This is a genomic window from Tepidiphilus succinatimandens (genome assembly GCF_006503695.1).
Lineage (GTDB): Bacteria > Pseudomonadota > Gammaproteobacteria > Burkholderiales > Rhodocyclaceae > Tepidiphilus > Tepidiphilus succinatimandens.
On record NZ_SBIK01000010.1, the window covers coordinates 27,137 to 50,840 of the forward strand.

The 23,704-nt window shown below is 67.1% G+C and carries 22 protein-coding genes; 12 read left to right on the plus strand and 10 right to left on the minus strand.

Annotation, left to right across the window (positions count from 1 at the left end; all coding sequences use genetic code 11):
* A complete protein-coding gene (ribBA, locus tag EPD82_RS07240) occupies positions 1–1,140 on the minus strand; it encodes a bifunctional 3,4-dihydroxy-2-butanone-4-phosphate synthase/GTP cyclohydrolase II (protein ID WP_141056261.1) in 1,140 nt (379 codons plus the stop codon).
* Positions 1,137–1,760, minus strand: coding sequence for a riboflavin synthase (locus EPD82_RS07245; RefSeq protein ID WP_141056262.1), 624 nt, complete (start codon positions 1,758–1,760; stop codon positions 1,137–1,139). The genes ribBA and EPD82_RS07245 overlap by 4 nt, the downstream gene beginning before the upstream one ends.
* A gap of 90 nt (positions 1,761–1,850) precedes the next feature.
* Here EPD82_RS07245 and EPD82_RS07250 point away from each other — a divergent pair, with 90 nt between their 5' ends.
* From EPD82_RS07250 to EPD82_RS07275, 6 genes are all read left to right on the plus strand, one after another.
* On the plus strand, positions 1,851–2,264 hold the full coding sequence (locus tag EPD82_RS07250; protein ID WP_141056263.1) for a hypothetical protein: 414 nt from the start codon (positions 1,851–1,853) through the stop codon (positions 2,262–2,264).
* Positions 2,264–2,791: a DOMON-like domain-containing protein gene (locus tag EPD82_RS07255; protein WP_141056264.1), complete on the plus strand. Its 528-nt coding sequence runs from the start codon at positions 2,264–2,266 to the stop codon at positions 2,789–2,791. Before EPD82_RS07250 ends, EPD82_RS07255 begins: the two co-directional genes overlap by 1 nt.
* A 106-nt stretch (positions 2,792–2,897) precedes the next feature.
* Positions 2,898–3,377, plus strand: coding sequence for a formate dehydrogenase subunit gamma (locus EPD82_RS07260; protein ID WP_055423369.1), 480 nt, complete (start codon positions 2,898–2,900; stop codon positions 3,375–3,377).
* The gene (locus tag EPD82_RS07265) at positions 3,374–4,954 is read left to right on the plus strand and encodes a formate dehydrogenase beta subunit (RefSeq protein WP_141056265.1); all 1,581 of its coding nucleotides are present in this window, start codon (positions 3,374–3,376) and stop codon (positions 4,952–4,954) included. The genes EPD82_RS07260 and EPD82_RS07265 overlap by 4 nt, the downstream gene beginning before the upstream one ends.
* A gap of 5 nt (positions 4,955–4,959) precedes the next feature.
* Positions 4,960–7,734 (plus strand): formate dehydrogenase subunit alpha, encoded by a 2,775-nt coding sequence (gene fdhF / locus EPD82_RS07270; protein ID WP_141056266.1) that lies wholly within the window; start codon positions 4,960–4,962, stop codon positions 7,732–7,734.
* The gene (locus tag EPD82_RS07275) at positions 7,731–7,988 is read left to right on the plus strand and encodes a formate dehydrogenase subunit delta (protein ID WP_055423367.1); all 258 of its coding nucleotides are present in this window, start codon (positions 7,731–7,733) and stop codon (positions 7,986–7,988) included. The genes fdhF and EPD82_RS07275 overlap by 4 nt, the downstream gene beginning before the upstream one ends.
* Before the next feature lie 8 nt (positions 7,989–7,996).
* Here EPD82_RS07275 and EPD82_RS07280 read toward each other — a convergent pair whose 3' ends face one another.
* A complete protein-coding gene (locus EPD82_RS07280) occupies positions 7,997–8,425 on the minus strand; it encodes an A1S_2505 family phage non-structural protein (protein WP_141056267.1) in 429 nt (142 codons plus the stop codon).
* 25 nt (positions 8,426–8,450) lie between these two features.
* Positions 8,451–9,851 (minus strand): class II fumarate hydratase, encoded by a 1,401-nt coding sequence (gene fumC, locus EPD82_RS07285; RefSeq protein WP_141056268.1) that lies wholly within the window; start codon positions 9,849–9,851, stop codon positions 8,451–8,453.
* Between the two features lie 96 nt (positions 9,852–9,947).
* On the opposite strand from fumC, the gene EPD82_RS07290 reads away from it, so the two are divergent.
* On the plus strand, positions 9,948–11,525 hold the full coding sequence (locus EPD82_RS07290; protein ID WP_141056269.1) for a thymidine phosphorylase family protein: 1,578 nt from the start codon (positions 9,948–9,950) through the stop codon (positions 11,523–11,525).
* Positions 11,525–12,403: a ribose-phosphate diphosphokinase gene (locus EPD82_RS07295; RefSeq protein WP_141056270.1), complete on the plus strand. Its 879-nt coding sequence runs from the start codon at positions 11,525–11,527 to the stop codon at positions 12,401–12,403. Before EPD82_RS07290 ends, EPD82_RS07295 begins: the two co-directional genes overlap by 1 nt.
* On the opposite strand, the gene EPD82_RS07300 is transcribed toward EPD82_RS07295, so the two are convergent.
* The 4 genes from EPD82_RS07300 to EPD82_RS07315 are packed head-to-tail and all read right to left on the minus strand — an operon-like array spanning position 12,400 to position 15,984.
* On the minus strand, positions 12,400–12,852 hold the full coding sequence (locus tag EPD82_RS07300; protein WP_141056271.1) for a universal stress protein: 453 nt from the start codon (positions 12,850–12,852) through the stop codon (positions 12,400–12,402). The two genes, EPD82_RS07295 and EPD82_RS07300, sit on opposite strands and share 4 nt — an antisense overlap.
* A 58-nt stretch (positions 12,853–12,910) precedes the next feature.
* Positions 12,911–14,464: a DHA2 family efflux MFS transporter permease subunit gene (locus EPD82_RS07305; protein WP_141056272.1), complete on the minus strand. Its 1,554-nt coding sequence runs from the start codon at positions 14,462–14,464 to the stop codon at positions 12,911–12,913.
* Complete coding sequence (locus EPD82_RS07310) at positions 14,451–15,563, minus strand: HlyD family secretion protein (RefSeq protein WP_055423360.1); 1,113 nt, start codon at positions 15,561–15,563, stop codon at positions 14,451–14,453. Before EPD82_RS07310 ends, EPD82_RS07305 begins: the two co-directional genes overlap by 14 nt.
* Entirely contained in the window at positions 15,556–15,984 is a 429-nt protein-coding gene (locus EPD82_RS07315) for a MarR family winged helix-turn-helix transcriptional regulator (RefSeq protein WP_206202232.1), read from the minus strand. Before EPD82_RS07315 ends, EPD82_RS07310 begins: the two co-directional genes overlap by 8 nt.
* Before the next feature lie 241 nt (positions 15,985–16,225).
* Between EPD82_RS07315 and metX the strand changes: the two genes are divergently transcribed.
* Both metX and metW read left to right on the plus strand, forming a co-directional pair.
* Positions 16,226–17,353, plus strand: coding sequence for a homoserine O-succinyltransferase MetX (gene metX / locus EPD82_RS07320; protein WP_141056274.1), 1,128 nt, complete (start codon positions 16,226–16,228; stop codon positions 17,351–17,353).
* A gap of 2 nt (positions 17,354–17,355) precedes the next feature.
* On the plus strand, positions 17,356–17,982 hold the full coding sequence (metW, locus tag EPD82_RS07325; RefSeq protein ID WP_141056275.1) for a methionine biosynthesis protein MetW: 627 nt from the start codon (positions 17,356–17,358) through the stop codon (positions 17,980–17,982).
* A 62-nt stretch (positions 17,983–18,044) separates the two neighbouring features.
* Here metW and EPD82_RS07330 read toward each other — a convergent pair whose 3' ends face one another.
* Positions 18,045–18,362, minus strand: coding sequence for a hypothetical protein (locus EPD82_RS07330; RefSeq protein WP_141056276.1), 318 nt, complete (start codon positions 18,360–18,362; stop codon positions 18,045–18,047).
* Positions 18,363–18,506: 144 nt separating this feature from the next.
* On the opposite strand from EPD82_RS07330, the gene fdhD reads away from it, so the two are divergent.
* Entirely contained in the window at positions 18,507–19,346 is an 840-nt protein-coding gene (fdhD, locus tag EPD82_RS07335; protein WP_055423404.1) for a formate dehydrogenase accessory sulfurtransferase FdhD, read from the plus strand.
* Here fdhD and EPD82_RS07340 read toward each other — a convergent pair.
* A complete protein-coding gene (locus EPD82_RS07340) occupies positions 19,336–20,322 on the minus strand; it encodes a zinc-dependent alcohol dehydrogenase family protein (protein WP_055423355.1) in 987 nt (328 codons plus the stop codon). The two genes, fdhD and EPD82_RS07340, sit on opposite strands and share 11 nt — an antisense overlap.
* A 303-nt stretch (positions 20,323–20,625) precedes the next feature.
* Here EPD82_RS07340 and fdnG point away from each other — a divergent pair, with 303 nt between their 5' ends.
* On the plus strand, positions 20,626–23,694 hold the full coding sequence (fdnG, locus tag EPD82_RS07345; RefSeq protein ID WP_141056277.1) for a formate dehydrogenase-N subunit alpha: 3,069 nt from the start codon (positions 20,626–20,628) through the stop codon (positions 23,692–23,694).
* The last annotated feature ends 10 nt before the right edge of the window (positions 23,695–23,704 follow it).

Sequence of the window (23,704 nt, forward strand, 5' to 3'; positions counted from 1 at the left end):
TCATCCTTTCGCGGCGGGGGGGTCTTCGAAACCCGTGATCTCCAGACCGAAACCGGAGAGGTTGGGAAAGCTCATCGGGTGCGACAGCAGGCGCATCTTGCCCACGCCCAGTGCGTGCAGGATCTGTGCGCCCACCCCGACCAGCCGCGGATCCCAGGCGCGGCGGCGCGCCGGCGTCTGCGTGAGCACTTCGAGTAGCTCCTGTCCGCTTTGCGGACGGTGCAGCATCACCATGACTCCGGCGGGGCTCGACGCGATGCGGCGCAGCGCCTCGGGCACCGGTACCGAATGGCCAGGGGCTTCGGGGGCGAGGAAGTCGAGCACCGAGATGGGCTCGTGCACCCGCACCAGGGTTTCGCGGTTTGCTTCGATCTCGCCGTGCGCCGCGGCGAAATGCACTTCGCCCGTGGTCTCGTCTTCGAAGGCGTAGAGGGTGAAGTCGCCGTAGGCGGTGGAGACGGTCCGCTCGGCCGCCTTGCGCACCAAGGTCTCGGTACGCAAGCGGTATTGGATGAGGTCGCGGATGGCGCCGATCTTCAGGCCGTGTTTCTTGGCGAATTCAATGAGGTCGGGCAGACGCGCCATCGAGCCGTCTTCGTTGAGGATCTCGCAGATGACGGCGGCCGGTTCGAACCCGGCCAGTTGCGCCAGATCGCAGCCGGCCTCGGTGTGCCCGGCGCGGATGAGTACGCCGCCTTTTCTCGCCATGAGGGGGAAGATGTGCCCCGGCTGGACGATGTCTTCCGGCTTGGCATGGCGGGCCACCGCCGCGCGCACGGTCTGCGCCCGGTCGTGCGCCGAGATGCCAGTGGTTACCCCGCGCGCCGCTTCGATCGAGGTGGTGAAGGCGGTCTCGTAGGGCGAGCGGTTGTCCTGCACCATGAGTTTGAGGCCGAGCTGCTTGCAGCGCTCTTCCGTGAGCGTCAGGCAGATGAGGCCGCGGCCGTATTTGGCCATGAAGTTGATCGCCTCGGGGGTGACGCATTCGGCCGCGAGCACGAGATCGCCCTCGTTTTCCCTCGCTTCGTCGTCGACGAGGATCACCATGTGGCCTTGGCGGATCTCGTCGATGATGGTCTCGATGGGGCTGATCCCTTCGCTCGCGGCGGGAAGCGCTGTGGAGGTATGGGGGTCGTTCATGAGGCGGGGTTCCTTCCAGCGTATTCGAGCACGCGCGCGCAGTAGCGCGCGAGCGGGTCGACTTCGAGATTGACGCGCGCGCCGGGCGAGAGGTTCTTGAGCGTGGTCACCGCCAGGGTGTGCGGAATGAGGTTGATGGCGAAGGTGCAGGAGCCGTCGGGTTCGTCACGCACGGCATTGACGGTGAGGCTGACGCCATCGACGGCCACCGAGCCTTTGCGGGCGAGAAAAGGGGCAATCGCCGCCGGGGCGCGGATCTCGAGCAGCGTGCTACCGCCCACGGGAGCGAAGCGCTCGACCGTGCCGATGCCGTCGACGTGGCCGGTGACGAGGTGCCCGCCGAGCGCATCGCCCAGTCGCAGGGCTTTTTCGAGATTGAGCTCGCGTCCGGGTTCGTTCAAGCCCACCGAGCAGGCGAGCGTCTCGCCCGAGACGTCGTATTCGAGCACCGTCCCCTGCCGCGCCACCACGGTCAGGCACACGCCGCTGTGGGCGATGCTGTCGCCCAGGCGCACGTCCTCGAGCTCGAGCGCGCGCGAATCAACGGCGATGTGCACGCCATCGGCGAGTGGCGTGACGGTGAGCACGCGGCCGATGCCCATCACGATACCGGTAAACATGGCATCCTCGCAGATCGGGCAAAAAAAGGATTTTACGGGAAAGCAGGAGGTTGCGGGGTAAAATCGGGCAAACCCCGTAGGAGTAGAACCATGGCTCGCAATCAAGTTCCGCCGATGGATCCGGCCTCCCTCTACCGTGAGGAGCTCTATCTCGATCGCCGCGTCGGCTCGATCCGCCGCCTCATCCCCGTCACCATCGAGGGCGCGCCCGACCCCGCCCGCGCGGAAGTCTTCAGCGGGTCGATCACCGTGATGACGCCCATGGGGGCTTTGCCCATCAGTTTCGAGATCGCGGCGAAGACGCTCGCCGAGGCGGTGGCCGGCTTTGCCGAGGCCGCCGAGAAGAAGATCGAGGAGACGATGGACGAGCTGCGCCGCCTGGAGCTGGAACAGTCTTCGCTGCTCGCGCAGAGCGCGCTGGCCGGCACCGACCTGCGCGGCGGCGGCCCCGGTGGGGCGGGCGGCCTGGGCGGTCTGGGCGGCGGAGGGCTTATCCTTCCCTGATGCGCGTCGCGCTTCGTCCCCATCCCGAGTCCGCGGCGCTCGGCGAGTTCGTCCTGGAGGTCGAGCTCGAGCGCCAGGAGGGAGCGCTTCTGCTCGGCTACACCCTGCAGGGGGAGCTGGAGCGACTGCGCCTCCCCGATGTCGGCGCGGTCCTGCCGCTGCAGCGGTTGTGGGCGCACACCTGCTTCGAGCTCTTTCTCGCCCGTGAAGGCGGCGGTTACCGCGAATTCAACTTCTCGCCCAGCGGCCAATGGGCGTTCTACGCTTTTTCCGCCTATCGCCAACCCACACCAACGCCGGAACCTCCCGCTCCTTGCCAGCGCTGGCACCGTGCGCCGAGCTGCCTGAGCCTTCGAGTTCGCCTCTCCCTTGAATCTTTGCCCTCCGGACGGGGGGCGCTGCGCCTGGGCCTTGCCGCCGTGCTCGAAGGGCATGGGGGAGCATTTTCCTGGTGGGCGCTGGCGCATCCGCCGGGTCGGCCGGACTTCCATGCACCCGAAGGGTTCGCGCTGCGGTGGGAGGGGTGAGGCTTCTTGAGCGGGGGGCGCGGCTTCGGTATTGACAGCGAGCCTCTTTCGCGCGACAGTCAAAATAAATTGCAGAGGCCACCGCATGGCCTGGAAGAGGGGGAGCATGGAGACGAGGGATCGTGGGGTGCCGGGCCCGTTGGCGCCGCTGCTCGAGGCGCACCGCGGTCGGCCGGGGGCATTGCTGCCGCTCTTGCACGCGGTGCAGGAGGCGGTGGGGTATGTCCCTCCCGCTTGGGTGCCGTCCATCGCCGAGGCGCTCGATCTGTCGCGCGCCGAAGTTCATGGCGTGATCCGCTTCTATCCCCATTTCCGTCAAACGCCTGCCGGTGCGCATCGCGTGGTGCTGTGTCGGGGGGAATCCTGTCTCGCCCGCGGCGCCGAGGCGCTGATCGCGCAGGCCGAGCAGCGTCTGGGTGTGCCCTTGGGCGGAGACACGCCCGACGGCCGCTTTTCCCTGGAGGGCGTCTATTGCCTGGGGTTGTGCGGCTGCTCGCCGGCGGCGATGCTCGACGGGCAGGTCCATGGCCGGCTCACGCCGCAGCGGCTCGACGCGCTTCTGGCGACGGCGCAGGAGCGGCCATGAATCCGCCCCGGGAAACCCCGACGGTGGTCTATGTGCCGCGCGATGCGGCGGCGCTGGCCGTGGGCGCCGACGTGGTGGCCGGGGCGATCCACGCCGAGGCCGCGCGGCGCGCCTTGCCGGTGCAGATCAAGCGCACCGGTTCGCGCGGTCTCTTCTGGCTCGAGCCGCTCGTCGAGGTGGCCACGCCGCAGGGGCGTATCGCCTATGGGCCGGTGCAACCGGAAGACGTGCCCGATCTCTTCACAGCCGGTTTCCTCTCCGGCGCGTCGCATCCCTTGCGCCTCGGTTCTCCCGAGGCCCTGCCGTATCTGCAGGGACAGGATCGTCTCCTGCACGCCCGCCTGGGCGTGATCGAGCCCGACCGTGTGGACGACTATCTCGCCACGGGGGGCTATCGCGCTCTGGAGCAGGCGCTCGCGTTGGAGCCGCCCGAGCTCGTCGCGCAGGTGCAGCGTTCGGGGCTGCGCGGGCGCGGCGGCGCGGCCTTTCCGGCCGGCATCAAATGGGACACGGTGCGCCGCGCTCCCGGTCCGACGAAATACGTGGTGTGCAATGCCGACGAGGGCGATTCCGGCACCTTCGCCGATCGCATGGTGCTGGAGGGCGATCCGTTCTCGCTGATCGAAGGCATGACCATCGCCGCACTCGCGGTGGGTGCCACCCAGGGCTACGTCTATCTGCGCGTGGAATATCCCCATGCGTATCGCACCCTGACGGCAGCGATCGAACTGGCCCGGGCCCGCGGTTATCTGGGGCCGGACGTATGCGGCAGCGGGCGCGCCTTCGAGCTGGAGGTACGCGTGGGCGCCGGGGCCTACGTCTGCGGCGAGGAGACGGCGCTGCTCGAAAGCCTCGAAGGCAAGCGGGGTCTGGTGCGGGCCAAGCCGCCGCTGCCGGCCCTGGCCGGACTTTTCGGCCGCCCTACCTTGGTGCATAACGTCCTCACCCTCGCCACCGTGCCGGTGATCCTGGCCGAGGGCGCCGAAGCCTACCGCGACTACGGCTGCGGCAACTCGCGCGGCACGCTTTCACTGCAACTGGCGGGAAACGTGCGCCGTCCCGGTCTGGTCGAGAAAGCGTTTGGGATGAGCCTGGGTGAGCTCCTCTACGACTACGGCGGCGGCACCGCCAGCGGCCGGCCGATCCGCGCGGTACAAGTCGGCGGGCCGCTCGGTGCCTACCTCTCGCCTTCGCACTTCGACCTGCCGCTCGACTATGAAACCTTCGCCGCGGCAGGGGCCATGCTGGGACACGGCGGCATCGTGGTGTTCGACGATACCGTGGACATGGCGCGCATGGCGCGGCACGCCTTCGCGTTTTGCGCCGACGAATCCTGTGGCAAGTGCACGCCCTGCCGCATCGGCTCGGTGCGCGGACGCGAGGCGCTCGAGCGCGTGCTCGCCGGGGGACCTGTCGAAGCCGAACTCGCCCTGGTGCGCGAGCTCGCCGCGACGATGCGCGATGCCTCGCTGTGCGCTCTGGGCGGCATGACGGCGTATCCCGTACTGAGCGCACTCGAGCATTTTCCCGAGGATTTCACGGCGCGCGCCCGCTCTGGGCGTCCGGTACAGGGGTAACGGCCATGCGTTTGTGCGACGACGATCTCGGCACGCCCGCCCGCTTGGGTGCTGCCACCGTGCGGCTGACGATAGACGGGCGGACGGTGGAGGCGCCCGAGGGCACTTCCCTCCTGCGCGCCGCGGCGCAGGCCGGTATCCGCATCCCCCGGCTGTGCGCGAGCGAGCGGCTCGAACCTTTCGGCTCCTGTCGCTTGTGTCTGGTGCAGATCGAAGGCGGGCGGGGCTATCCTGCGTCTTGCACCACCCCCGTGGCCGAGGGCATGGTGGTGCATACCCACACCCCTCGTGTGACCGAGCTGCGGCGCGGCGTGATGGAACTCTATTTGTCCGACCATCCCCTCGATTGCCTCACCTGCAGTGCCAACGGGGATTGTGAGTTGCAGGAGATGGCCGCCCTGGTGGGCGTGCGCCGTATCCGCTATCCCGCCGGCGGACAGAAGCACGCCGGAATGCCGGTCGATGGCAGCAACCCCTATTTCGCTTTCGATGCCGAGAAGTGCATCGTGTGCGCCCGCTGCGTGCGCGCCTGCGACGAGATCCAGGGGAGTTTCGCCTTGACCGTGGCCGGGCGCGGTTTCGCCGCCGCCGTCACCGCGGGGCAGGGCGAGGGGTTCCTCGGTTCCGAATGCGTTTCGTGCGGCGCCTGCGTACAAGCCTGCCCTACGGCGGCGCTCATGGAAAAGCGCGTGATCGAGGAAGGATTGCCCGAGCGCGCCGTCGTCACCACCTGCGCCTATTGTGGCGTGGGCTGTTCCTTCGGCGTGGAACTCAAGGGCGAGGTGCCGGTACGCTTGGTGCCGGACGGGCGCGGCCGCGCCAACGAGGGTCATTCCTGCGTCAAGGGGCGTTTCGCCTTCGGGTACGCCACGCACCCGGACCGGGTCAGAAGCCCGCTGGTGCGCGGCTCGATCGACGAGCCCTGGCGGGAAGTGGGCTGGGACGAGGCCATCGCCCACGTGGCGACCGAATTCCGCCGCATTCAGGCGCGCTACGGACGCGAGGCCATCGGCGCCGTGGCCTCCAGCCGCTGCACCAACGAAGAGGTCTATCTGGTGCAGAAACTCGTACGCGCGGCCTTCGGCAACAACAACATCGACAACTGCGCCCGCGTGTGCCATTCCCCCACGGGCTACGGCCTGAAGCGCACCTTTGGCGAATCGGCTGGAACGCAGGATTTCGCCTCGGTCGATCACGCCGATGTCATCATGGTGATCGGCGCCAACCCCACCGAGGCCCACCCGGTGTTCGGCGCGCGGCTCAAACGCCGCCTGCGCCAGGGCGCCCGGCTGATCGTGATCGACCCGCGCACTACCGGCCTGGTGCATGGCCCCCACGTGCGCGCCGAGTACCACCTGGCGCTGCGCCCTGGAACGAACGTGGCCCTACTCAATGCCATGGCGCACGTGATCGTCACCGAGGGTCTGGTCGACGAATCCTTCGTGGCGCAACGCTGCGAGGCCGACTCCTTCGCCCGGTGGCGCGCCTTCATCGCCGATCCTCGCCATGCCCCCGAGGCCGTCGAGGCCGAAACGGGCGTGGCGGCCGAGCAGGTTCGCGCCGCCGCCCGGCGCTATGCCAGCGCCGACAACGCCGCCATCTACTACGGCCTGGGCGTGACCGAACACAGCCAGGGGGCCACGACGGTGATGGCCATCGCCAACCTGGCCATGGCTACCGGCAACATCGGCCGCCCCGGAGTGGGGGTCAATCCGCTCAGGGGGCAGAACAACGTGCAGGGGGCCTGCGACATGGGGGCTTTCCCCCATGAGTTGCCTGGATATCGGCATGTGTCCGATCCCGTCGCCCGGGCTGCGTTCGAGGCTCATTGGGGGGTGACGATTTCCCCGGAGCCGGGGCTGCGCCTGCCGCACATGCTCGCCGAGGCGCGCGAAGGGCGTTTCAAGGGGATCTACATCCAGGGCGAGGACCTGGCGCAGTCCGAACCGGATCTCGAGCACGTGCATGCCGCCCTCGAGGCGATGGAATGCGTCGTGGTGCAGGATCTCTTCCTCAACGAGACGGCCCGCTATGCACACGTGTTCTTGCCCGGTGCTTCCTTTCTCGAGAAGGACGGCACCTTCACCAACGCCGAACGGCGCATCTCGCGGGTGCGCCGCGCCATCCCGCCTTTGGCGGGACTCGAGGACTGGGAGATCACGCAGCGGCTGGCGCAGGCCATGGGGCATTCCATGGCCTATTCCCACCCCTCCGAGATCATGGACGAGATCGCGCGCCTCACGCCGCAATTCTCCGGGGTGAGTTACGCGCTGCTCGAACGGCTGGGTAGCGTCCAGTGGCCCTGCAACGAAGAAGCGCCGCACGGCACGCCGCTGATGCATCGAGAGCGGTTCGTGCGCGGCGAAGGCAGTTTCGTGCTCACCGAATACGTTCCCACGAGCGAGCGGCCCGACGGGCGGCGGGAACTGCTTCTCACCACCGGCCGTGTGCTGGCGCAGTACAACGTCGGCACCCAGACCCGACGCACGGCCAATGGGGTGTGGTGCAGCGCAGACGTGCTGGAGATCCACCCCCAGGACGCGGAGGCGCGCGGCATCTCCGAGGGAGACGAAGTGTGCATCGAAAGCCGGATGGGGCAGACCCGTCTGCGCGCCAGGGTAAGCGAACGGGTACGGCCCGGGATGGTCTTCACCACCTTCCATTTTCCCGCCTCGAAGACCAACGTCTTGGTGACCGATGGTTCGGACTGGGCCACCAACTGTCCGGAATACAAGGTCGTGGCGGTTCGGGTCGAGCGTGTCGCAGGAGCTTCGGCGTGAATCCGGCCGAAAACCTCCGATCCGAGGCTGTGGCCGTGCCTTCTGCGGCTTACCGGGCGCGCCTGCTCGCGATGCTCGAGCGCGTCTGTGCCAATTGCCGCGCCGAGCCGGACCCGGTGGCCACCGTGCTCGAGCATCTGCGGCGATTCTGGCACCCCTGGCTGCGCCAGGCGCTGACCGCGCTCGACGCGCAAGAGCGTGCGCAGGCGAGCGAGACGGCGCGGCAGGTGCTGGAGCGGCTAGACGCCGGCTGACCCTTCCTTCACCCTTCGAGCAGGTACGGCCGCCATTGCTTGGCAAAGGAGCAGCGCCCAATGGCGACGAGCGGCCTAAAGAGCGGGGCGATCTGCTCGTCGCGGTAGCCGGCGATGCCGCAACCGACGCGGGTGATGAAGAAACGCAGCTGCGGATGCTCGGCGACGAACTGGATGAAGCGCTCGACGTAGCGCTCGATCTCTTCGAGCGGCAGCACCTGGAAGTGCTCGTCGAGCGTGGGGATGGCGAAGGAATGTCGCGGCGGGGTGCCCATGTAGCCCCAGCCTACGCCCATTTGGGCGCCGAAGCGGCGTACCGCCTCGGCCGCGGCGCCTCCGCCGTGCCGGCCGGCGAGGTTGGCGCCGAAGACGAAGACTTCGCCGTGCTGGGGTATGCTGCCGTCGGGGTGGAAGGTGATGCCGTCGTCTTGACTCATAGCGTTTCCTCCGCGGATCTCCGGTTCAGTGCATGCCCGGCCGCGTCATGGCGAGCGGATCGACCCAGCGGTCGAACTCTTCGGCCGTGAGGTATCCCAGCTCGACGGCCGCCTGCTTGAGCGTCTTGCGCTCGGCCGCGGCTTTCTTGGCGATGGCGGCGGCCTTGTCGTAGCCGATGTGGGGGTTGAGCGCCGTGACCAGCATGAGATTGCGTTCGAGGTGCTCGCGGATGCGCTCGCGGTTGGGCTGCATGTCGCGGGCGCAGTAGCGCTCGAAGGCGAGGATGGACTGCGACAGCAGTTCGATGCTCTCGAGCGCCGCGTGCGCCATGAGGGGTTTATAGACGTTGAGCTGGAAGTTGCCCTGGTTGCCGGCAAAGGCGATGGCCGTGTCGTTGGCGAAGACGCGCACGCACACCATGGTGAGCGCCTCGCACTGGGTGGGATTGACCTTGCCCGGCATGATGGAGCTACCGGGCTCGTTGGCCGGCAGGATCAGCTCGCCGATGCCTGCATCCGGCCCCGAGGCGAGCCAGCGCACGTCGTTGGCCATCTTGAAGAGCGCATTGGCGAGGGTGCGCAGGGCCGCCGAGACGTTGACCAGCGCGTCGTGCGCGGCGAGCGCAGCGAAGCGGTTGCGCGCGCTGCGAAAGGGAAGGCCTGTCTCGCGCGCGATGTATTCGGCGCATACTTCCCCGAAGTGCGGATGGGCGTTGAGCCCGGTGCCCACGGCCGTGCCGCCGATGGCCAACTCGTGCAAGCCCTCTTCGGCCAGGCGCAGGAAGGCGAGGGCGTCCTCGATCTGCGCCACCCAGGAGCCGATCTCCTGCCCCAGGGTGATGGGGGCGGCGTCCATGAGGTGGGTGCGTCCGGTCTTGACGAGTTCGGCGTATTCCTCGGCCTTGCGCGCCAGCGTATCGCGCAGCGTCTCCACCGCCGGATAGAGGTGGCGGCGCAGTTCGAGCACCGTGGCCACGTACATCGCCGTGGGGAAGGTGTCGTTCGAGGACTGGCCGCGGTTGACGTGATCGTTGGGATGCACCGGGGATTTACTTCCCAAGGGCTGGCCGGCGAGCTCGTTGGCGCGGTTGGCGATGACTTCGTTGGCGTTCATGTTGCTGTGCGTGCCGCTGCCGGTCTGGAAGACGACGAGGGGGAAGTGCTCGTCGAGCTTTCCTTCGATCACTTCCTGGGCAGCGCGCACGATGAGCTCGGCCAGATCCCGCGGCAATTCCCCCAGCTCGGCATTGGCCTGCGCTGCCGCTTTCTTGAGGATGCCGAAGGCGCGGATGACGGGCAGCGGCATGCGGTGGTTCTTCACGCCGATGGGGAAATGCTCTAGCGAGCGCTGCGTCTGCGCGCCCCAGTAGCGGTCGGCCGGGACCCAGACTTCTCCCAGCGTGTCGGTTTCGCGGCGTTTGTCCATATGTCCGACTCCTCTTTCGGCGGTAACGGTCGTTTTCATTGTAGGATAGCCCTTGCCGCGCCTCACAGGGATTGCGCCGCCAGAGGAGGAAAGAAGATGGCTGAAAACAGTGACCCATCGATGACCGAGAATGCGGTGCGTTTGGCGCTGCGCCGCGTGGCCATCGACACCTACCGCGAGAACGTCGCCTATCTGCACCGCGAGTGTTCGGTGGTGCGCGCGGAGGGGTTCCAGGCGCTGGCGAAGATCGAGGTGGGGCAGGACGGCGAGCGGCACGTCCTCGCCACGCTCAATGTGGTCGACGATGATCGCCTGGTGGGTGTGGACGAGATCGGGCTCTCGCTCGAGGCCTTCGCCCAGCTGGGCTTGCCCGAGGGGGCGCAGGTGACGGTGGCGCAGGCCGAGCCGCCGGAATCCATGGGCGCCTTGCGGCGCAAGCTCGCCGGCGAGCGCCTGCGTCCCCAAGAATTCTTGGGCATCGTGCGCGACATCGCCGAGCGGCATTATTCCAAGATCGAGCTCACTGCCTTCGTGGTGGCTACGCACCACAACGAGCTCGACCGCGAGGAGGTGTATTTCCTCACCGACGCTATGACGAAAGTCGGACGGCGGCTCGACTGGCACGAGCGCCCGGTGGTCGACAAGCACTGCATCGGCGGCATCCCCGGCAACCGCACTTCCATGCTGGTGGTGCCCATCGTGGCGGCGCATGGAATGCTCTGCCCCAAGACGTCTTCGCGCGCCATCACCTCGCCGGCTGGTACCGCCGACACCATGGAGGTGCTCGCCGAAGTCGAGCTGCCGTTCGAGAAGATGGAGCAGATCGTGCGCCAGCTGCGCGGCTGTCTCGCCTGGGGCGGAACGGCGGATCTGTCCCCGGCCGACGACGTGCTCATCTCGGTGGAACGGCCCCTGGCGATCGATGCCCCGGGGCAGATGGTGGCTTCCATTCTCTCAAAGAAAGTGGCAGCGGGCTCGACGCACCTCGTGCTCGACATCCCATTGGGGCCGACGGCCAAGGTGCGCTCGATGCGTGAGGCGCTGCAACTGCGCAAGCTGTTCGAGTACGTGGCGCGCCGCCTGGGGCTGGTGATCGACGTGGTCATCACCGACGGGCGCCAGCCGGTGGGATTCGGCATCGGGCCGGTGCTGGAGGCGCGCGACGTGATGCGCGTGCTGGAGAATGACCCGCTCGCACCCATCGATCTGCGCCAGAAAGCGCTGCGGCTCGCCGGCCGGGTGATCGAGTTCGACCCGGACGTGCGCGGCGGCGAAGGGTTCGCCATCGCCCGCGACATCCTCGACTCGGGTCGGGCGCTTGCCAAGATGCGCGCCATCATCAAGGCGCAGGGGGAAAAACCCTTCGATCATCACGCTCCGCCGCTGGCCTCGCAATGGTTCGAGGTGACTGCGCCCGCCGACGGCGTCGTGGTCGACATCGACAACCTGCATCTGGCGCAGATCGCCCGCCAGGCCGGCGCGCCCAAGGTCAAGGGCGCGGGCGTGGATCTCTTCAAGAAACTGGGCGATCCGGTCACTCAGGGCGAACCTCTCTATCGAGTTTATGCCCAGTATCCGGCCGATCTGGTATTCGCGCGGCGCAGCTGCGAACGGGCCACGGGCTACCGCATCGGAATCGCCTCCGACATCGTCGAAGTCTATACGGAGTTCTGATGCTGCTCTTTTTCCCCGAGGAAGAGGGTTTCGCCCGGCGGCTGGCCGCAGCGACCGGCTTGGAAGCGGCGCCGATCGAGCGTCACCGTTTCCCCGACGGGGAGATCAAGTTGCGCCTGCCCGAGCGGCTACCGGAGAAGGTGGTGCTGCTGCGCGGGCTCGATCGTCCCAACGAGAAGCTCGTCGAACTGCTGCTCGCCAGTGCCGGTCTGCACGAAGCCGGCGTGCGGCGCATCGTGCTGGTGGCGCCCTATTTCCCCTATCTGCGGCAGGACAAGGCGTTTGCCCCGGGCGAAGTGGCGAGTGCTTTCGTGGTGGGGCGCTTCGTCGCCTCCTGCGTCGAGGCGCTCGTCACCGTCGATCCGCACCTGCACCGCATCGCCCGGCTCGACGAGGCCGTTCCGGTGACGCCGGCGCTCGCCTTGTGCGCCGCGCCGCTGCTGGGCGAACTCGCGGCGCGTGAGCGGGGGCGGCCGCTCCTCGTCGGCCCCGACGAGGAGTCGCGCGCCTGGGTGGAGGCGGCGGCGCACGCCTCGGGCTTGGAATACGCCGTGGGGCGAAAGGAACGGCGCGGCGACCGGGATGTGGCGGTGACCCTGCCCGAGGGGCTGAACGTGCGCGGCCGGGCGGCGGTGGTGCTCGACGACGTGGCGAGCACCGGGCGCACGCTCGCTCAGGCCGTGCGGGCTCTGCGCTCGGCGGGGGCGGCGACGGTAGACGTGGCGGTGACCCACGCCCTTTTCGTCGAAGATGCCCTGGAGACGGTGCGCGCGGCCGGTGCCGGAGCGATCTGGAGCACCGACACCATCGCGCATCCCACGAACGCCGTGAGCGTGGCGCCGCTGATCGCGCAGGCGCTCGCTGCCCTGTTGCGCTAGCCGTTCGCCTCTTCTGATCGCGGCATGGCCACGAGTAGGCTGCAGGGCAGGGAGTCGAGCAGCGAGTGCCCGACCGAGCCGTGCCACCAGCGATCGAGCGGCCCCCGCCGGCGGTGACCGACGACGACCAGATCCGCCTCGACCTCTGAAGCATATTCTCCGATCACCGGCGCCGCCTCGCCCACGCGGATGACGCCATCGACCTCCAGCCCGGCGTCCTTGAAGCGCTCGATGCCTTCCTGGAGGATGCGGCGGGTGCGGGCGCAATCTTCGTCGAGGCAGTCTTCGGGCACCACTACTTGCGCATACTTGGCTTCCCGTGGCACCGCCATCACGGCGAGCAGGTGGCAGCGCGCCCCCACGAGTCTGGCGAGCTCGATGCCTTCGGCCAAGGCCGCCTGCCCTTCGGCGCTGCCGTCGTAGGCGAACACGATGGTACGGTAAGTCATGATGCCTCCTGATGTGGCCTGACGTTCAGTGTAGCCGGTGCGGCGTTGCATCGCCGTTTCAGCGGCGCCCTTTCATCAAATAGCCCGGCAGCAGTGACAGCAGGAACACGATGCCGACGATGGCGAAACCGTCGCTGTAGGCCATGCTCTGGGCTTTGGCCGCGAGCACCTTGTCGAGAAAATTCAAGGCGCCCCCCATCTGGTAGACGTACGCAGCGGGCACGCCGGCCATCGCGTTGATTTGTTCGATCAGCTGGATCACGTACATCGTCGTGCTGTTGGCCTCGGTCTGCGTGGCGGTGAGCGCTGCGGAATGGAAAGCGAAACGGATCTCCACGGCGGCCGACAGCAGGCTCACGCCGAACGCGCCGCCGAGCTGGCGCATGAAGTTGATCGTCCCCGTCCCCTGGGCGAGCAGTTCGGCAGGGAGCGCCGAGAGCGCCCCGGCGTTCAGGGCCGGCATCATCACGCCGAGCCCGATGCGCCCCAGCAGCACCATCAGCGCCATGTCCCAGAAAGGGATGTCGACGTCGATCTCGTAGAGGAGTAGGTTCGAGAGTCCGAAGAGGAAAAGGCCGGCGCAGACCAGCAGATAGGCGGGCAGCCGGTCGGTGAGTCGCCCGGCGATGGGAAAAACGAGGCCGAGGACGAGTCCTGCCGGCATCAGCAACAGCCCCGAGCGCGTCGGCGTATAGCCCTGCACGGTCTGCAGGAAGAGTGGGATGAGGTAGGTCGAGCCGTACAGCCCCGCCCCATAGAGAAAAGCGACGAGCGAGGCGGCGCTGTAGCGACGAAAGGCGAACACGCGCAGGCTCACCAAGGGCTCGGCGCGGCGCGCGAGCCAGACGATGAAGGAGAGGAAGAGGGCAAGGCTCAGTGCCCCTGTGCCGACGATGATGTCCGAATTCCACCCCTCGCGCTGCCCGTTGGCGAGCGCGTAGAGCGAAGTGACGAGGAAGGCGGCGAGCAGCACGAATCCGAAGGAATCGAAACGGCGCCGTTTGCCGCCGCTCAACCGCGTAGGCAGGAAGATGGTACCCAGCAGCATGCCGAGAAAGGAGGTGGGCAGCCCCATGTAGAAGACGTAGCGCCAGTCGTAGTTGTCGATGAGCCAGCCACCCAGCACCGGGCCGACCGCCGGCGCGAGCACCACGCCGATGCCGTAGATGCCCATGGCGGTGCCGCGTTCCTCGGGCGGAAAGACGCGAAAGATCATGATCATCGCCAGCGGCTGGATGATGCCGGCGGCGATCCCCTGGGCGACGCGGGCGAAGGTGAGCACGTTCTCGTTGGGCGCGAGCCCTCCGAGCACCGAGGCGGCGGCAAAAAGGGCCATGGAGCCGACGAAGGTGGCCCGGATGCCGATGGCGTCGTTGAGCCAGGCGTTGACGAGCATGGAGGCCGTCATCGCCGCGAGGAACCCGGTCGACATCCATTGCGCCTGGTCCTGGCCGATGCCGAAGGCGCCCATGATGTCGGGCAACGCCACGTTCACGATGGTCGAAGAGAGCACGACCGTGATCGTGCCCATGAGCGTCGTCGTGATGACGAACCAGCGATAGGCCGATCCAAAGCGCTCGAAGAAACCGGAGAGTTCGTCAGTGGCGGACATCGATCGACACCACGGCCATCATGCCGGGTTTGAGGAGCCCGTCTTCCTGCTTCACGCGGATGCGCACCGGGATGCGCTGGGTGATCTTGGTGAAGTTGCCGGAAGGGTTGGGATTGGGCAAGAGCTGAAAGGTGCTGGTGGCGGCGTTGCCGATCAGCCAGACTTCGCCGTGGAAAACCCGGCCGGGAATGCCGTCGATCGTTACTTCCACCGGCTGCCCCGGGCGCACGTCGGCGATCTTGGTCTCCTTGATGTTGGCTTCGACCCAGACGGCCTCGGGATCGTGAATGAGCATCACGCGCTGGCTGGCGGAGACGTAGTCGCCTTCGTTGGAAAACGTGCGGTCGACCACGCCGTCGATGGGGGCGGTGAGGGTGAGGTCTTCAAGGTTAAGCCGGGCGAGGTCGCGCTCGGCCAGCACCTGGTCGCGATGCACTCTGGCCTGTTCGAGCTGGCGTTCGAGCGAGCCGAGTCGGGCATCGGCACGCGCCCGCGCCAGTCGGGCCTTGGCGGCTTCGAGGTTGGCCTGGGCGCTGGCCTCGTTCTGCTTGGCGACCTTGTAGGCGTTTTCGGCATGCTCGGCCTCTTGCTCGGGCACGGCGTGCAATTTCACCAGCGCGGCGCTGCGCCGGTAGTCGCTCTCGGCGTTGGCGCGCTGGATCTGCGCCGCCTTGAGGGCTTCTTCGGCCGTCTTCACGCCGCTCTCGGCTTCCATGACGGCGGCTTGGGTAGAGGCGCGCTGCTCGGCGAGGAGGTGTTCCAGCCGCTCGATTTCCTTCTCGGCGGCTCCGAGCGCCGCCTCCTGGGACTGCGCCTGCAGGCGGGAGGGATCGCGGTAGAGTACCGCCAGGGTCTGCCCTTTCTGGATGCGATCCCCCTCCATCACTGGGCGTTCGACCAGCCAGCCTGGGAGGCGCGGGGCGATGGTGATCATTTCGGTGGCTACGCGGGCGTCGATCTCTTCGACGTGGGTGAGGCGGTAGTGGACGATGCTGCCGATCCAGGCGATGAGCGCGAGCGATGCAAGGAGGATGGATGCGCGGCGGATCCTGGGATGGGCGGCGAGGGTGGACTTGACGTTCTTGACGCGGTCAATCATGGAGGTTCTCGAGTTTTTGGCGTAGCTGCGATAGGACTTCAGCGGCGATGGCCACGCGCGCAGGATCGATGCCGGCGAGCAGCCGCTCGCGCAGCGCCTGGGCGATCACGGTGACTTCGTGTTGCAGCGTCTTGGCCTTGGCGGTGGGGACGACGCGTTTGGCGCGCCGATCGCCGGGGACGTCGCGGCGTTCGATCCAGCCGTTGGCCTGCAGGCGGTCGAGCAGGCGCACGAGGGTCGAGCCTTCGATTCCCACTTTGCGCGCGAGCGCGGTCTGCGTGAGCCCTTCTTCGGGCAACTTGATCAGCACCAGCCATTGCGACTGCGACAGGCCAAGATGGCGCAGTCGCCGGTCGAGCTCGGTTCGCCAGGAGCGGGCGACCTCATGCAGGAGAACGCCGAAGTGGTCGGTCGTGTTCATCGTCATTATTGGCTAACTAATTTAAGCCATTATAACGATCCTTTTGTTCCAAGATCAATCCTGTCGGCGTCATGGTCTTTGCGATGCCAGCTCGCCTTGACATCCCTGGGTGGGCGCGCTATGGTTAAACAGCATGGCGCCGATTTGAGCCTCAGCTTGCGGGCGCCTTACAAATGCAGCTAAAGCGGGAGCGCCCGGCGCCCGCATGTCGCCGGGCTTTTTCGTTTTTGGGAGCCGCCGCATGACGCATCCTCGTTCCGTCGGCTTCGTCGAAGCGCAAAAAGCGCATTTCGACGAGCCGCTGCCGCTCAAGGCTGGGCGGGTTCTGCCGCAGTACGATCTGGTCTACGAGACCTACGGGACACTGAACGCCGCACGCAACAACGCCGTGCTCGTGTGCCATGCGCTGTCGGGTTCGCACCACGTCGCCGGGGTCTATCGGGACGATCCGCACAACGTCGGCTGGTGGGACAATCTCGTCGGGCCGGGCAAGCCGCTCGATACCGAGAAATTCTTCGTGATCGGGGTGAACAACCTTGGCGGTTGTTTCGGCTCGACCGGGCCCGTGTCGATCAATCCGGTCACCGGTAGGCCCTGGGGGGCGGATTTTCCTTTCGTGACGGTGGAGGATTGGGTCAACGCCCAGGCGCGGCTCGCCGATCGGCTGGGCATCGAACGCTTCGCCGCGGTGATCGGCGGCTCGCTCGGCGGGATGCAGGCGCTCTCCTGGTCGCTGCAGTATCCCGAGCGCGTGCGTCACGTACTGGCGATCGCCACCGCGCCCAAGCTCTCGGCGCAGAACATCGCCTTCAACGAGGTGGCGCGCCAGGCCATCCTGTCGGACCCGGATTTCCACGGCGGCAATTACTATGAGCACGGCGTGGTGCCCAAGCAGGGGCTGAGGCTGGCGCGCATGATCGGGCACATCACCTATTTATCGGACGACGCCATGGCCGAGAAATTCGGCCGGGCATTGCGCCACGGCATCATGCGCTACTCCTACGACATCGAGTTCGAGATCGAGTCCTATCTGCGCTACCAGGGGGACAAGTTCGCGCGCTTCTTCGATGCGAACACGTACCTCCTCACTACCCGGGCGCTGGACTACTACGATCCGGCGGCCGACTATGGCGGGGATCTGGCGGCGGCCTTCGCGCGCGCCGAGGCGGCTTTCCTCGTGGTGGCCTTCACCACCGACTGGCGCTTCTCGCCGGCGCGCAGCCGCGAGATCGTCTCGGCGCTGGTGCACTCGGAGAAAGACGTGTGCTACGCCGAGATCGACAGCAAGGCCGGGCACGATTCCTTCCTGCTGGAGCACCCGCGCTACCACGCGGTGCTGCGCGCCTACTTCAACCGGATCGAGGTGTGACCATGGCGACTTCCGACCGCGAACACGGGCGCCGTGCGCCGACCCTGCGCCCCGACCTCGTGGCGCTCACCGAATGGATCGCCCCGGGCGAGCGCGTGCTCGACCTGGGGTGTGGCGACGGGGTGCTGCTGCGCCACCTCATCGACACCAAGGGGGTGGTGGGTTACGGCATCGAAAACGATCCGGCGCGCATCGTCGCCTGCATCGAGCGCGGCATCAACGTGATCCAGAGCGACCTCGACGAGGGGCTCGCCGACCTGCAGGACGGGCATTTCGACCACGTCATCATGAGCCAGGCGCTGCAGGCGATGCACAACACGCAGGGCATCTTGCAGGAGATGCTGCGCGTGGGGCACGAGGCGATCGTGAGTTTCCCCAACTTCGCCTTCTGGAAGCACAGGAAGAGCATCCTCGAGGGGCACATGCCCGTCTCGGAGAGCCTGCCGCACCAGTGGTTCAACACGCCCAACGTACGCTTCTTCACCGTGGCCGATTTCACCACGCTGTGTGGGTTGCTCGACATCGAGGTGCGCGAATGGCGCGGCTTCGACGATCAGGGCCGACCGGTACAGGAAGACCTCAATTTCCTTGCGGCGCTGGCGATCGCCCGCATCGGCCGGCGCGCTTGAGGCCGGAGGCCGCAGGGCGGGAACGGAGGCTCGCCCGCATTCCTGCGGCCCAGGGGGAAAGTTCAGCCGACGGTGAAATTCTCGACGTCGATGCGTGCCACCGGCCGATCGAGCAGGCGCGCCACCACCTGGGCGAAGGCCTGGGCCCATTCGCCGCCCTCGGCAAAGCGCGCCTCTCCGGCGCATTTGGCCAGGTTGAGGATCAGATCGACTACGAGCACCTTGCCCATGGGATTGGGGGCGTCGCACTCGAGCGCTTCCATTTCCCGCACCAACCAGTCGCGGGCGACGTTGCGATCGAGCGCTTCGACCGCCTCGGCGTTGGTGTAGAACTCATACTCGCGGTCGGGCCCGAAGACCACCTTGACGACGTAGGACATGGGAACTCCTCCTGTTGCGCTGATGATGAAAAATGTTTGAAGATATTTTTGCTTGTCTGCGCATTGTAGACGATAGCTGCCGCAGGGCGCAGAAGAAGGCGGCGTTCTGGTTCGGCAAAGGGCGAGGGAAGAGGGCTGAAGATGATGTCAGTAAATGACGAGTGCAGTGCGAAAGGGCAGCCCCGGATCCACAAGGTGGTATTGCGCGTGCGCACGTCGCGCCTCGAGCCCTTGCCCGAAGAAGACGTGCTCGCCGAGGAGACACCGGTGGCGCTCGAATACAACGGCATCGCCTATGCGACGATGCTCGCCACGCCCGCCGATCTGGAGGACTTCGCCCTGGGGTTTTCGCTCACCGAGGGGATCGTCGAGGGTCCAGCCGAAATTTATGATCTCGAACTCGCATCCGGCGAAGTGGGGGTGATCGTGCGGATCGAAGTCGCCAGCGAGCGCTTCGCGCGCCTCAAGGCGAGGCGGCGCGCCTTGAGCGGGCGCACGGGATGCGGCCTGTGCGGCATCGAGTCGCTCGCCGAAGCAGTGCGCCCCGTGCCGGGCGTGCCGCAGGGTGGGGGGGTGCCGCTTGCGGCCGTACTCGGGGCGATGCGCTCCTTGCGCGCGCGGCAGCCGTTGCATGAGGCCACCGGCGCCACGCACGCGGCGGCGCTCGCCGCGGCCGACGGCTCGCTCCTGCTGGTGCGCGAAGACGTGGGACGGCACAACGCGCTCGACAAGGCGATCGGGGCCGCGGCGCGCGCCGGGCTGCTGCGCACGGGGGCGGTGGCGATGGCGCTCATGTCGAGCCGGGCGAGTTTCGAACTGGTGCAGAAGACGGCGGTGGCCGGCATCGGCGTGCTCGCGGCGGTGTCGGCGCCCACGGCCCTGGCAGTGCGTCTGGCCGAGGAGGCAGGCATCACCTTGTTGGGGTTCGTGCGCGGCGAAGGGGCGACCGTCTATAGCCGGGCGGATCGCCTGGTTACGGAATGAGCACCGCCGCGCCGTTCACGCGGCCCGCGCGCAGGTCGGCGATGGCCTCGTTGGCCGCCGTGAGGGGGTAGCAGGTGACGGCCGGATGTAGCGGCACCTCGGCGGCGAGCTTCATGAAGGCTTCGCCGTCGGCGCGCGTGAGGTTGGCCACCGAGGTGAGCGTTCGCTCTTCCCACAGCCAGCGGTAGGGGAAGGAGGGAATGTCGCTCATGTGGATGCCGCCGCACACCACCGTGCCGCCTTTGTCGGTGGCGCGCAGCGCCTGCGGCACGAGCTCGCCCACGGGGGCGAAGATGAGTGCGGCATCGAGCGGCTCGGGCGGCGGTTCGTCCGAACCGCCCGCCCAGCAGGCACCCAGGCGCCGGGCGAATTCCTGGGCGGCGACGTCCCCCGGGCGCGTGAAAGCGTAGATGCGCTTGCCTTGGTGTATGGCCACCTGGGCGATGAGGTGCGCCGCGGCGCCGAAGCCGTAGATGCCGACGCGTTCGAGGTTCGCGCCCGCCTTGGCGTAGGTACGCCAGCCGATGAGTCCGGCGCACAGCAAGGGCGTGGCCTCGGCGTCGCCGTAGCGCCCGGGGATGGGAAAGCAGAAGCGGGCGTCGGCCAGCGTCTCCTCGGCAAAGCCGCCGTCGCGCGTGTAGCCGGTGAAGATGGCCGATTCGCACAGGTTCTCCTGCCCGCGCCGGCAGTAGCGGCACGTACCGCAGGCCCCGCCGAGCCAGGGCACACCCACGCGATCGCCCACGCGAAAGCGCGTCACGCCTTCGCCCACTTCGAGTACGCGTCCGACGATTTCGTGGCCGAGTACGAGCGGCAGCTTGGGGTGGGGCAGCTCACCGTCGATCACGTGCAGGTCGGTGCGGCACACGGCGCAGGCGAGCACTTTCAGCCGGATCTCGCCGGGGCCGGGCCGAGGGGAAGGGAGTTCGACGCATTCGAGCGTCGCGCCGGGACGGGTGAGGAGCATCGCTTTCATGAGGTCTGGACGCCACAGAGCCGATCATGGTTCAGTATAGACGAGACGACGGGCGCAGCGCTTCGGGTGTGCGAAAATCGCCGGCAGGGAAACGCTTGTGCACTGCGAGGTTGACTTGCATCAAACCTTGTCTTACAAATCGAACCATCGACCCGATGGATGCGATGTCCGTCTGGAAGGATGATCGTCCTCGGCCGCCTCGTGCATGAAGGCGGGGCCGCCGCAGGCCGTACAGGGGGTGGAGCGAGGCCGTTTTCGGTGTCGCTTTGCCGAGGTAGAAACGAAAAACCCCAGGGGAGACCCATGAACGGGATGAACCGAAGGCAGTTCTTCAAGGTCACCGCTGCCATGCTCTCGGGCTCGAGCATGGCGGCGTTGGGCCTGGCGCCGGAAGCGGCTCTGGCCGAGGTGCGCCAATACAAGCTCGCGCGCATGACCGAGACGCGCAATACCTGTCCCTACTGCTCGGTGGGGTGCGGGATCCTGATGTACGGGCTGGGCGATGGCGCGAAAAACGTCAAGACCACCATCGTGCACATCGAGGGCGATGCCGACCATCCGGTCAATCGCGGCACGCTGTGCCCGAAGGGCGCCTCGCTCATCGATTTCATCCACAGCCCGAACCGGCTCAAGCAGCCGCAGTACCGTGCGCCGGGTTCAGACAAATGGCAGACGATCTCCTGGGACGAGGCGCTCGATCGCATCGCCGCGCTGATGAAAGCCGACCGCGACGCCAATTTCGTCGAGAAGACCGCCGAGGGCAAGACCGTCAACCGCTGGCTCACCACCGGCATGCTCGCAGCTTCGGCCTCCAGCAACGAAACCGCCTATCTGACGCACAAGATCGTGCGCAGTCTGGGGATGCTCGCGTTCGACAACCAGGCGCGTGTCTGACACGGCCCGACGGTGGCAGGTCTTGCCCCGACGTTCGGCCGTGGTGCGATGACGAACCACTGGGTCGACATCAAGAACGCCGACATCATCCTCATCATGGGCGGCAACGCCGCCGAGGCGCACCCTTGCGGTTTCAAATGGGTGACCGAAGCCAAGGCGCACCGCGGCGCCAAGCTCATCGTCGTCGATCCGCGCTTCACGCGTTCGGCCTCGGTGGCCGACGTCTATGCGCCGATCCGCACCGGCACCGACATCGTCTTCCTGGGCGGGGTGATCCGCTATCTGCTGGAGAAAGACCAGATCCAGCACGAATACGTGCGCAACTACACCGATCTGTCGTTCATCGTGCGGGAAGACTTCTCGTTCGAGAACGGTCTCTTCTCCGGCTACGACGCCGAGAAACGTCGCTACGACAAGTCGAGCTGGGACTACGAGCGCGGCGAGGACGGCTACGTCAAGACCGATCCCACCTTGCAGCACCCGCGCTGCGTCTATCAGCTCATGAAGCAGCACTATGCGCGCTACACGCCGGAGACGGTCGAACGCGTCTGCGGCACGCCGCAGGCGAAGTTCCTGCAGATCTGCGAGATGCTCGCCTCCACCGCGCCGGCCAACCGCGTTGCCACCATTCTCTACGCGCTCGGTTGGGCGCAGCACTCGATCGGGGCGCAGATCATCCGCACCGCGGCCATGATGCAGCTGCTCCTGGGCAACATCGGCATGCCCGGCGGCGGCATCAACGCCCTGCGCGGACACTCCAACATCCAGGGGCTCACCGACCTGGGGTTGATGTCCAACCTCCTGCCGGGCTATCTCACGCTGCCCAACGAAGCCGAGCAGGATCTGCCCCAGTATCTGGCCGCGCGCACGCTCAAGCCGCTGCGCCCCAACCAGATGAGCTACTGGCAGAACTATCCCAAGTTCTTCGTGAGCCTCATGAAGGCCTGGTGGGGCAAGGCCGCCACGGCCGAGAACAACTGGGCCTACGACTATCTGCCCAAGCTCGACAAGCTCTACGACCTGCTGCAGGTCGTCGAGCTCATGGCGCAGGGCAAGATGAACGGCTATATCTGCCAGGGGTTCAACCCGCTGGCGGCAGCGCCGAACAAGGCCAAGGTGCTGGAGGGGCTCGCCAAGCTCAAGTACCTGGTGGTGATGGATCCGCTCGCCACCGAGACCTCGGAATTCTGGCGCAACGCCGGCGAATCGAACCCCGTCGATCCGTCGCAGATCCAGACCGAGGTGTTCCGGCTGCCCACGACCTGTTTTGCCGAGGAAGACGGCTCGCTCGTCAATTCCGGGCGCTGGCTGCAATGGCACTGGAAGGGGGCTGAACCGCCGGGCGAGGCGCGCAGCGACATCGAGATCATGGCCGAGCTCTTCCTGCGCATCCGCGAGCGCTACCGCCGCGAGGGCGGCGCTTTCCCGGCGCCCATCCTCGACCTTTGGTGGCCCTACGCCAACGAGGCGAACCCCACGCCCGAAGAGCTCGCCAAGGAGTACTCCGGCAAGGCGCTGGTCGACCTGCCCGATCCCAAGGATCCGGCGAGAATCGTGCGCCGCGCCGGCGAGCAGCTCGCCGGCTTCGCGGAGCTGCGCGATGACGGCAGCACCGCCTGCGGCTGCTGGATCTTCTCGGGCAGCTGGGGGCCGACGGGCAACCTGATGGCGCGGCGCGACAACAGCGACCCCACCGGTATCGGCCAGACGCTCGGCTGGTCCTGGGCCTGGCCGGCGAACCGGCGCATCCTCTACAACCGGGCGAGCGCCGACCTGCAGGGCCGACCGTTCGATCCGCAGCGCAAGCTCATCTACTGGAACGGCAAGGCGTGGGCCGGAGCGGACGTGCCGGATTTCAAGGTCGACGAGCCGCCCGACTCCGGGATGGGCCCCTTCATCATGAATCCGGAAGGGGTGGCGCGTTTCTTCGCCCGCGCCGGCATGACCGAGGGCCCGTTCCCCGAGCACTACGAGCCGTTCGAGACGCCGCTCGGCTACAACCCGCTGCATCCGAAAACGCCGGCGGCCACCAGCAACCCGGCGGCGCGGGTGTTCGCGCGTGATCTGGCCGACATGGGCAAGGTGGAGGAATTCCCTCACGTGGCGACCACCTACCGGCTCACCGAGCACTTCCACTTCTGGACGAAGAACGTGCGTCTGAACGCCATCGTCCAGCCGGAGCAATTCGTCGAGATCGGGGAGGCCTTGGCCAAAGAGCTGGGCATCGCCAACGGCGAGCGCGTCAAGGTCTCGTCCAAGCGCGGCTACATCAAGGCGGTCGCCCTGGTGACCAAGCGCATCCGGCCGCTGACGATCGAGGGCAGGACGGTGCACCACGTGGGCATTCCCATCCACTGGGGGTTCGTGGGTATCGCCAAGCCGGGGTTCCTGGCGAACACGCTCACGCCTTCGGTGGGCGATGGCAACATCCAGACGCCGGAATTCAAGTCCTTCCTGGTGAAAGTGGAAAAGGCATAGGAGCGCGGCC

Excerpts from the sequence above, each read along its gene's own strand:
- EPD82_RS07255 (WP_141056264.1), top strand. The coding sequence starts at position 2,264 with ATGCGCGTCGCGCTTCGTCCCCATCCCGAGTCCGCGGCGCTCGGCGAG.
- ribBA (WP_141056261.1), bottom strand. The coding sequence starts at position 1,140 with ATGAACGACCCCCATACCTCCACAGCGCTTCCCGCCGCGAGCGAAGGG.
- EPD82_RS07245 (WP_141056262.1), bottom strand. The coding sequence starts at position 1,760 with ATGTTTACCGGTATCGTGATGGGCATCGGCCGCGTGCTCACCGTCACG.
- EPD82_RS07250 (WP_141056263.1), top strand. The coding sequence starts at position 1,851 with ATGGCTCGCAATCAAGTTCCGCCGATGGATCCGGCCTCCCTCTACCGT.
- EPD82_RS07330 (WP_141056276.1), bottom strand. The coding sequence starts at position 18,362 with ATGTCCTACGTCGTCAAGGTGGTCTTCGGGCCCGACCGCGAGTATGAG.
- EPD82_RS07310 (WP_055423360.1), bottom strand. The coding sequence starts at position 15,563 with ATGATTGACCGCGTCAAGAACGTCAAGTCCACCCTCGCCGCCCATCCC.
- EPD82_RS07305 (WP_141056272.1), bottom strand. The coding sequence starts at position 14,464 with ATGTCCGCCACTGACGAACTCTCCGGTTTCTTCGAGCGCTTTGGATCG.
- EPD82_RS07300 (WP_141056271.1), bottom strand. The coding sequence starts at position 12,852 with ATGACTTACCGTACCATCGTGTTCGCCTACGACGGCAGCGCCGAAGGG.
- metX (WP_141056274.1), top strand. The coding sequence starts at position 16,226 with ATGACGCATCCTCGTTCCGTCGGCTTCGTCGAAGCGCAAAAAGCGCAT.
- EPD82_RS07290 (WP_141056269.1), top strand. The coding sequence starts at position 9,948 with ATGGCTGAAAACAGTGACCCATCGATGACCGAGAATGCGGTGCGTTTG.
- fdhF (WP_141056266.1), top strand. The coding sequence starts at position 4,960 with ATGCGTTTGTGCGACGACGATCTCGGCACGCCCGCCCGCTTGGGTGCT.
- EPD82_RS07265 (WP_141056265.1), top strand. The coding sequence starts at position 3,374 with ATGAATCCGCCCCGGGAAACCCCGACGGTGGTCTATGTGCCGCGCGAT.
- fdhD (WP_055423404.1), top strand. The coding sequence starts at position 18,507 with ATGTCAGTAAATGACGAGTGCAGTGCGAAAGGGCAGCCCCGGATCCAC.
- fumC (WP_141056268.1), bottom strand. The coding sequence starts at position 9,851 with ATGGACAAACGCCGCGAAACCGACACGCTGGGAGAAGTCTGGGTCCCG.
- EPD82_RS07280 (WP_141056267.1), bottom strand. The coding sequence starts at position 8,425 with ATGAGTCAAGACGACGGCATCACCTTCCACCCCGACGGCAGCATACCC.
- metW (WP_141056275.1), top strand. The coding sequence starts at position 17,356 with ATGGCGACTTCCGACCGCGAACACGGGCGCCGTGCGCCGACCCTGCGC.
- EPD82_RS07340 (WP_055423355.1), bottom strand. The coding sequence starts at position 20,322 with ATGAAAGCGATGCTCCTCACCCGTCCCGGCGCGACGCTCGAATGCGTC.
- EPD82_RS07260 (WP_055423369.1), top strand. The coding sequence starts at position 2,898 with ATGGAGACGAGGGATCGTGGGGTGCCGGGCCCGTTGGCGCCGCTGCTC.
- EPD82_RS07295 (WP_141056270.1), top strand. The coding sequence starts at position 11,525 with ATGCTGCTCTTTTTCCCCGAGGAAGAGGGTTTCGCCCGGCGGCTGGCC.
- EPD82_RS07315 (WP_206202232.1), bottom strand. The coding sequence starts at position 15,984 with ATGAACACGACCGACCACTTCGGCGTTCTCCTGCATGAGGTCGCCCGC.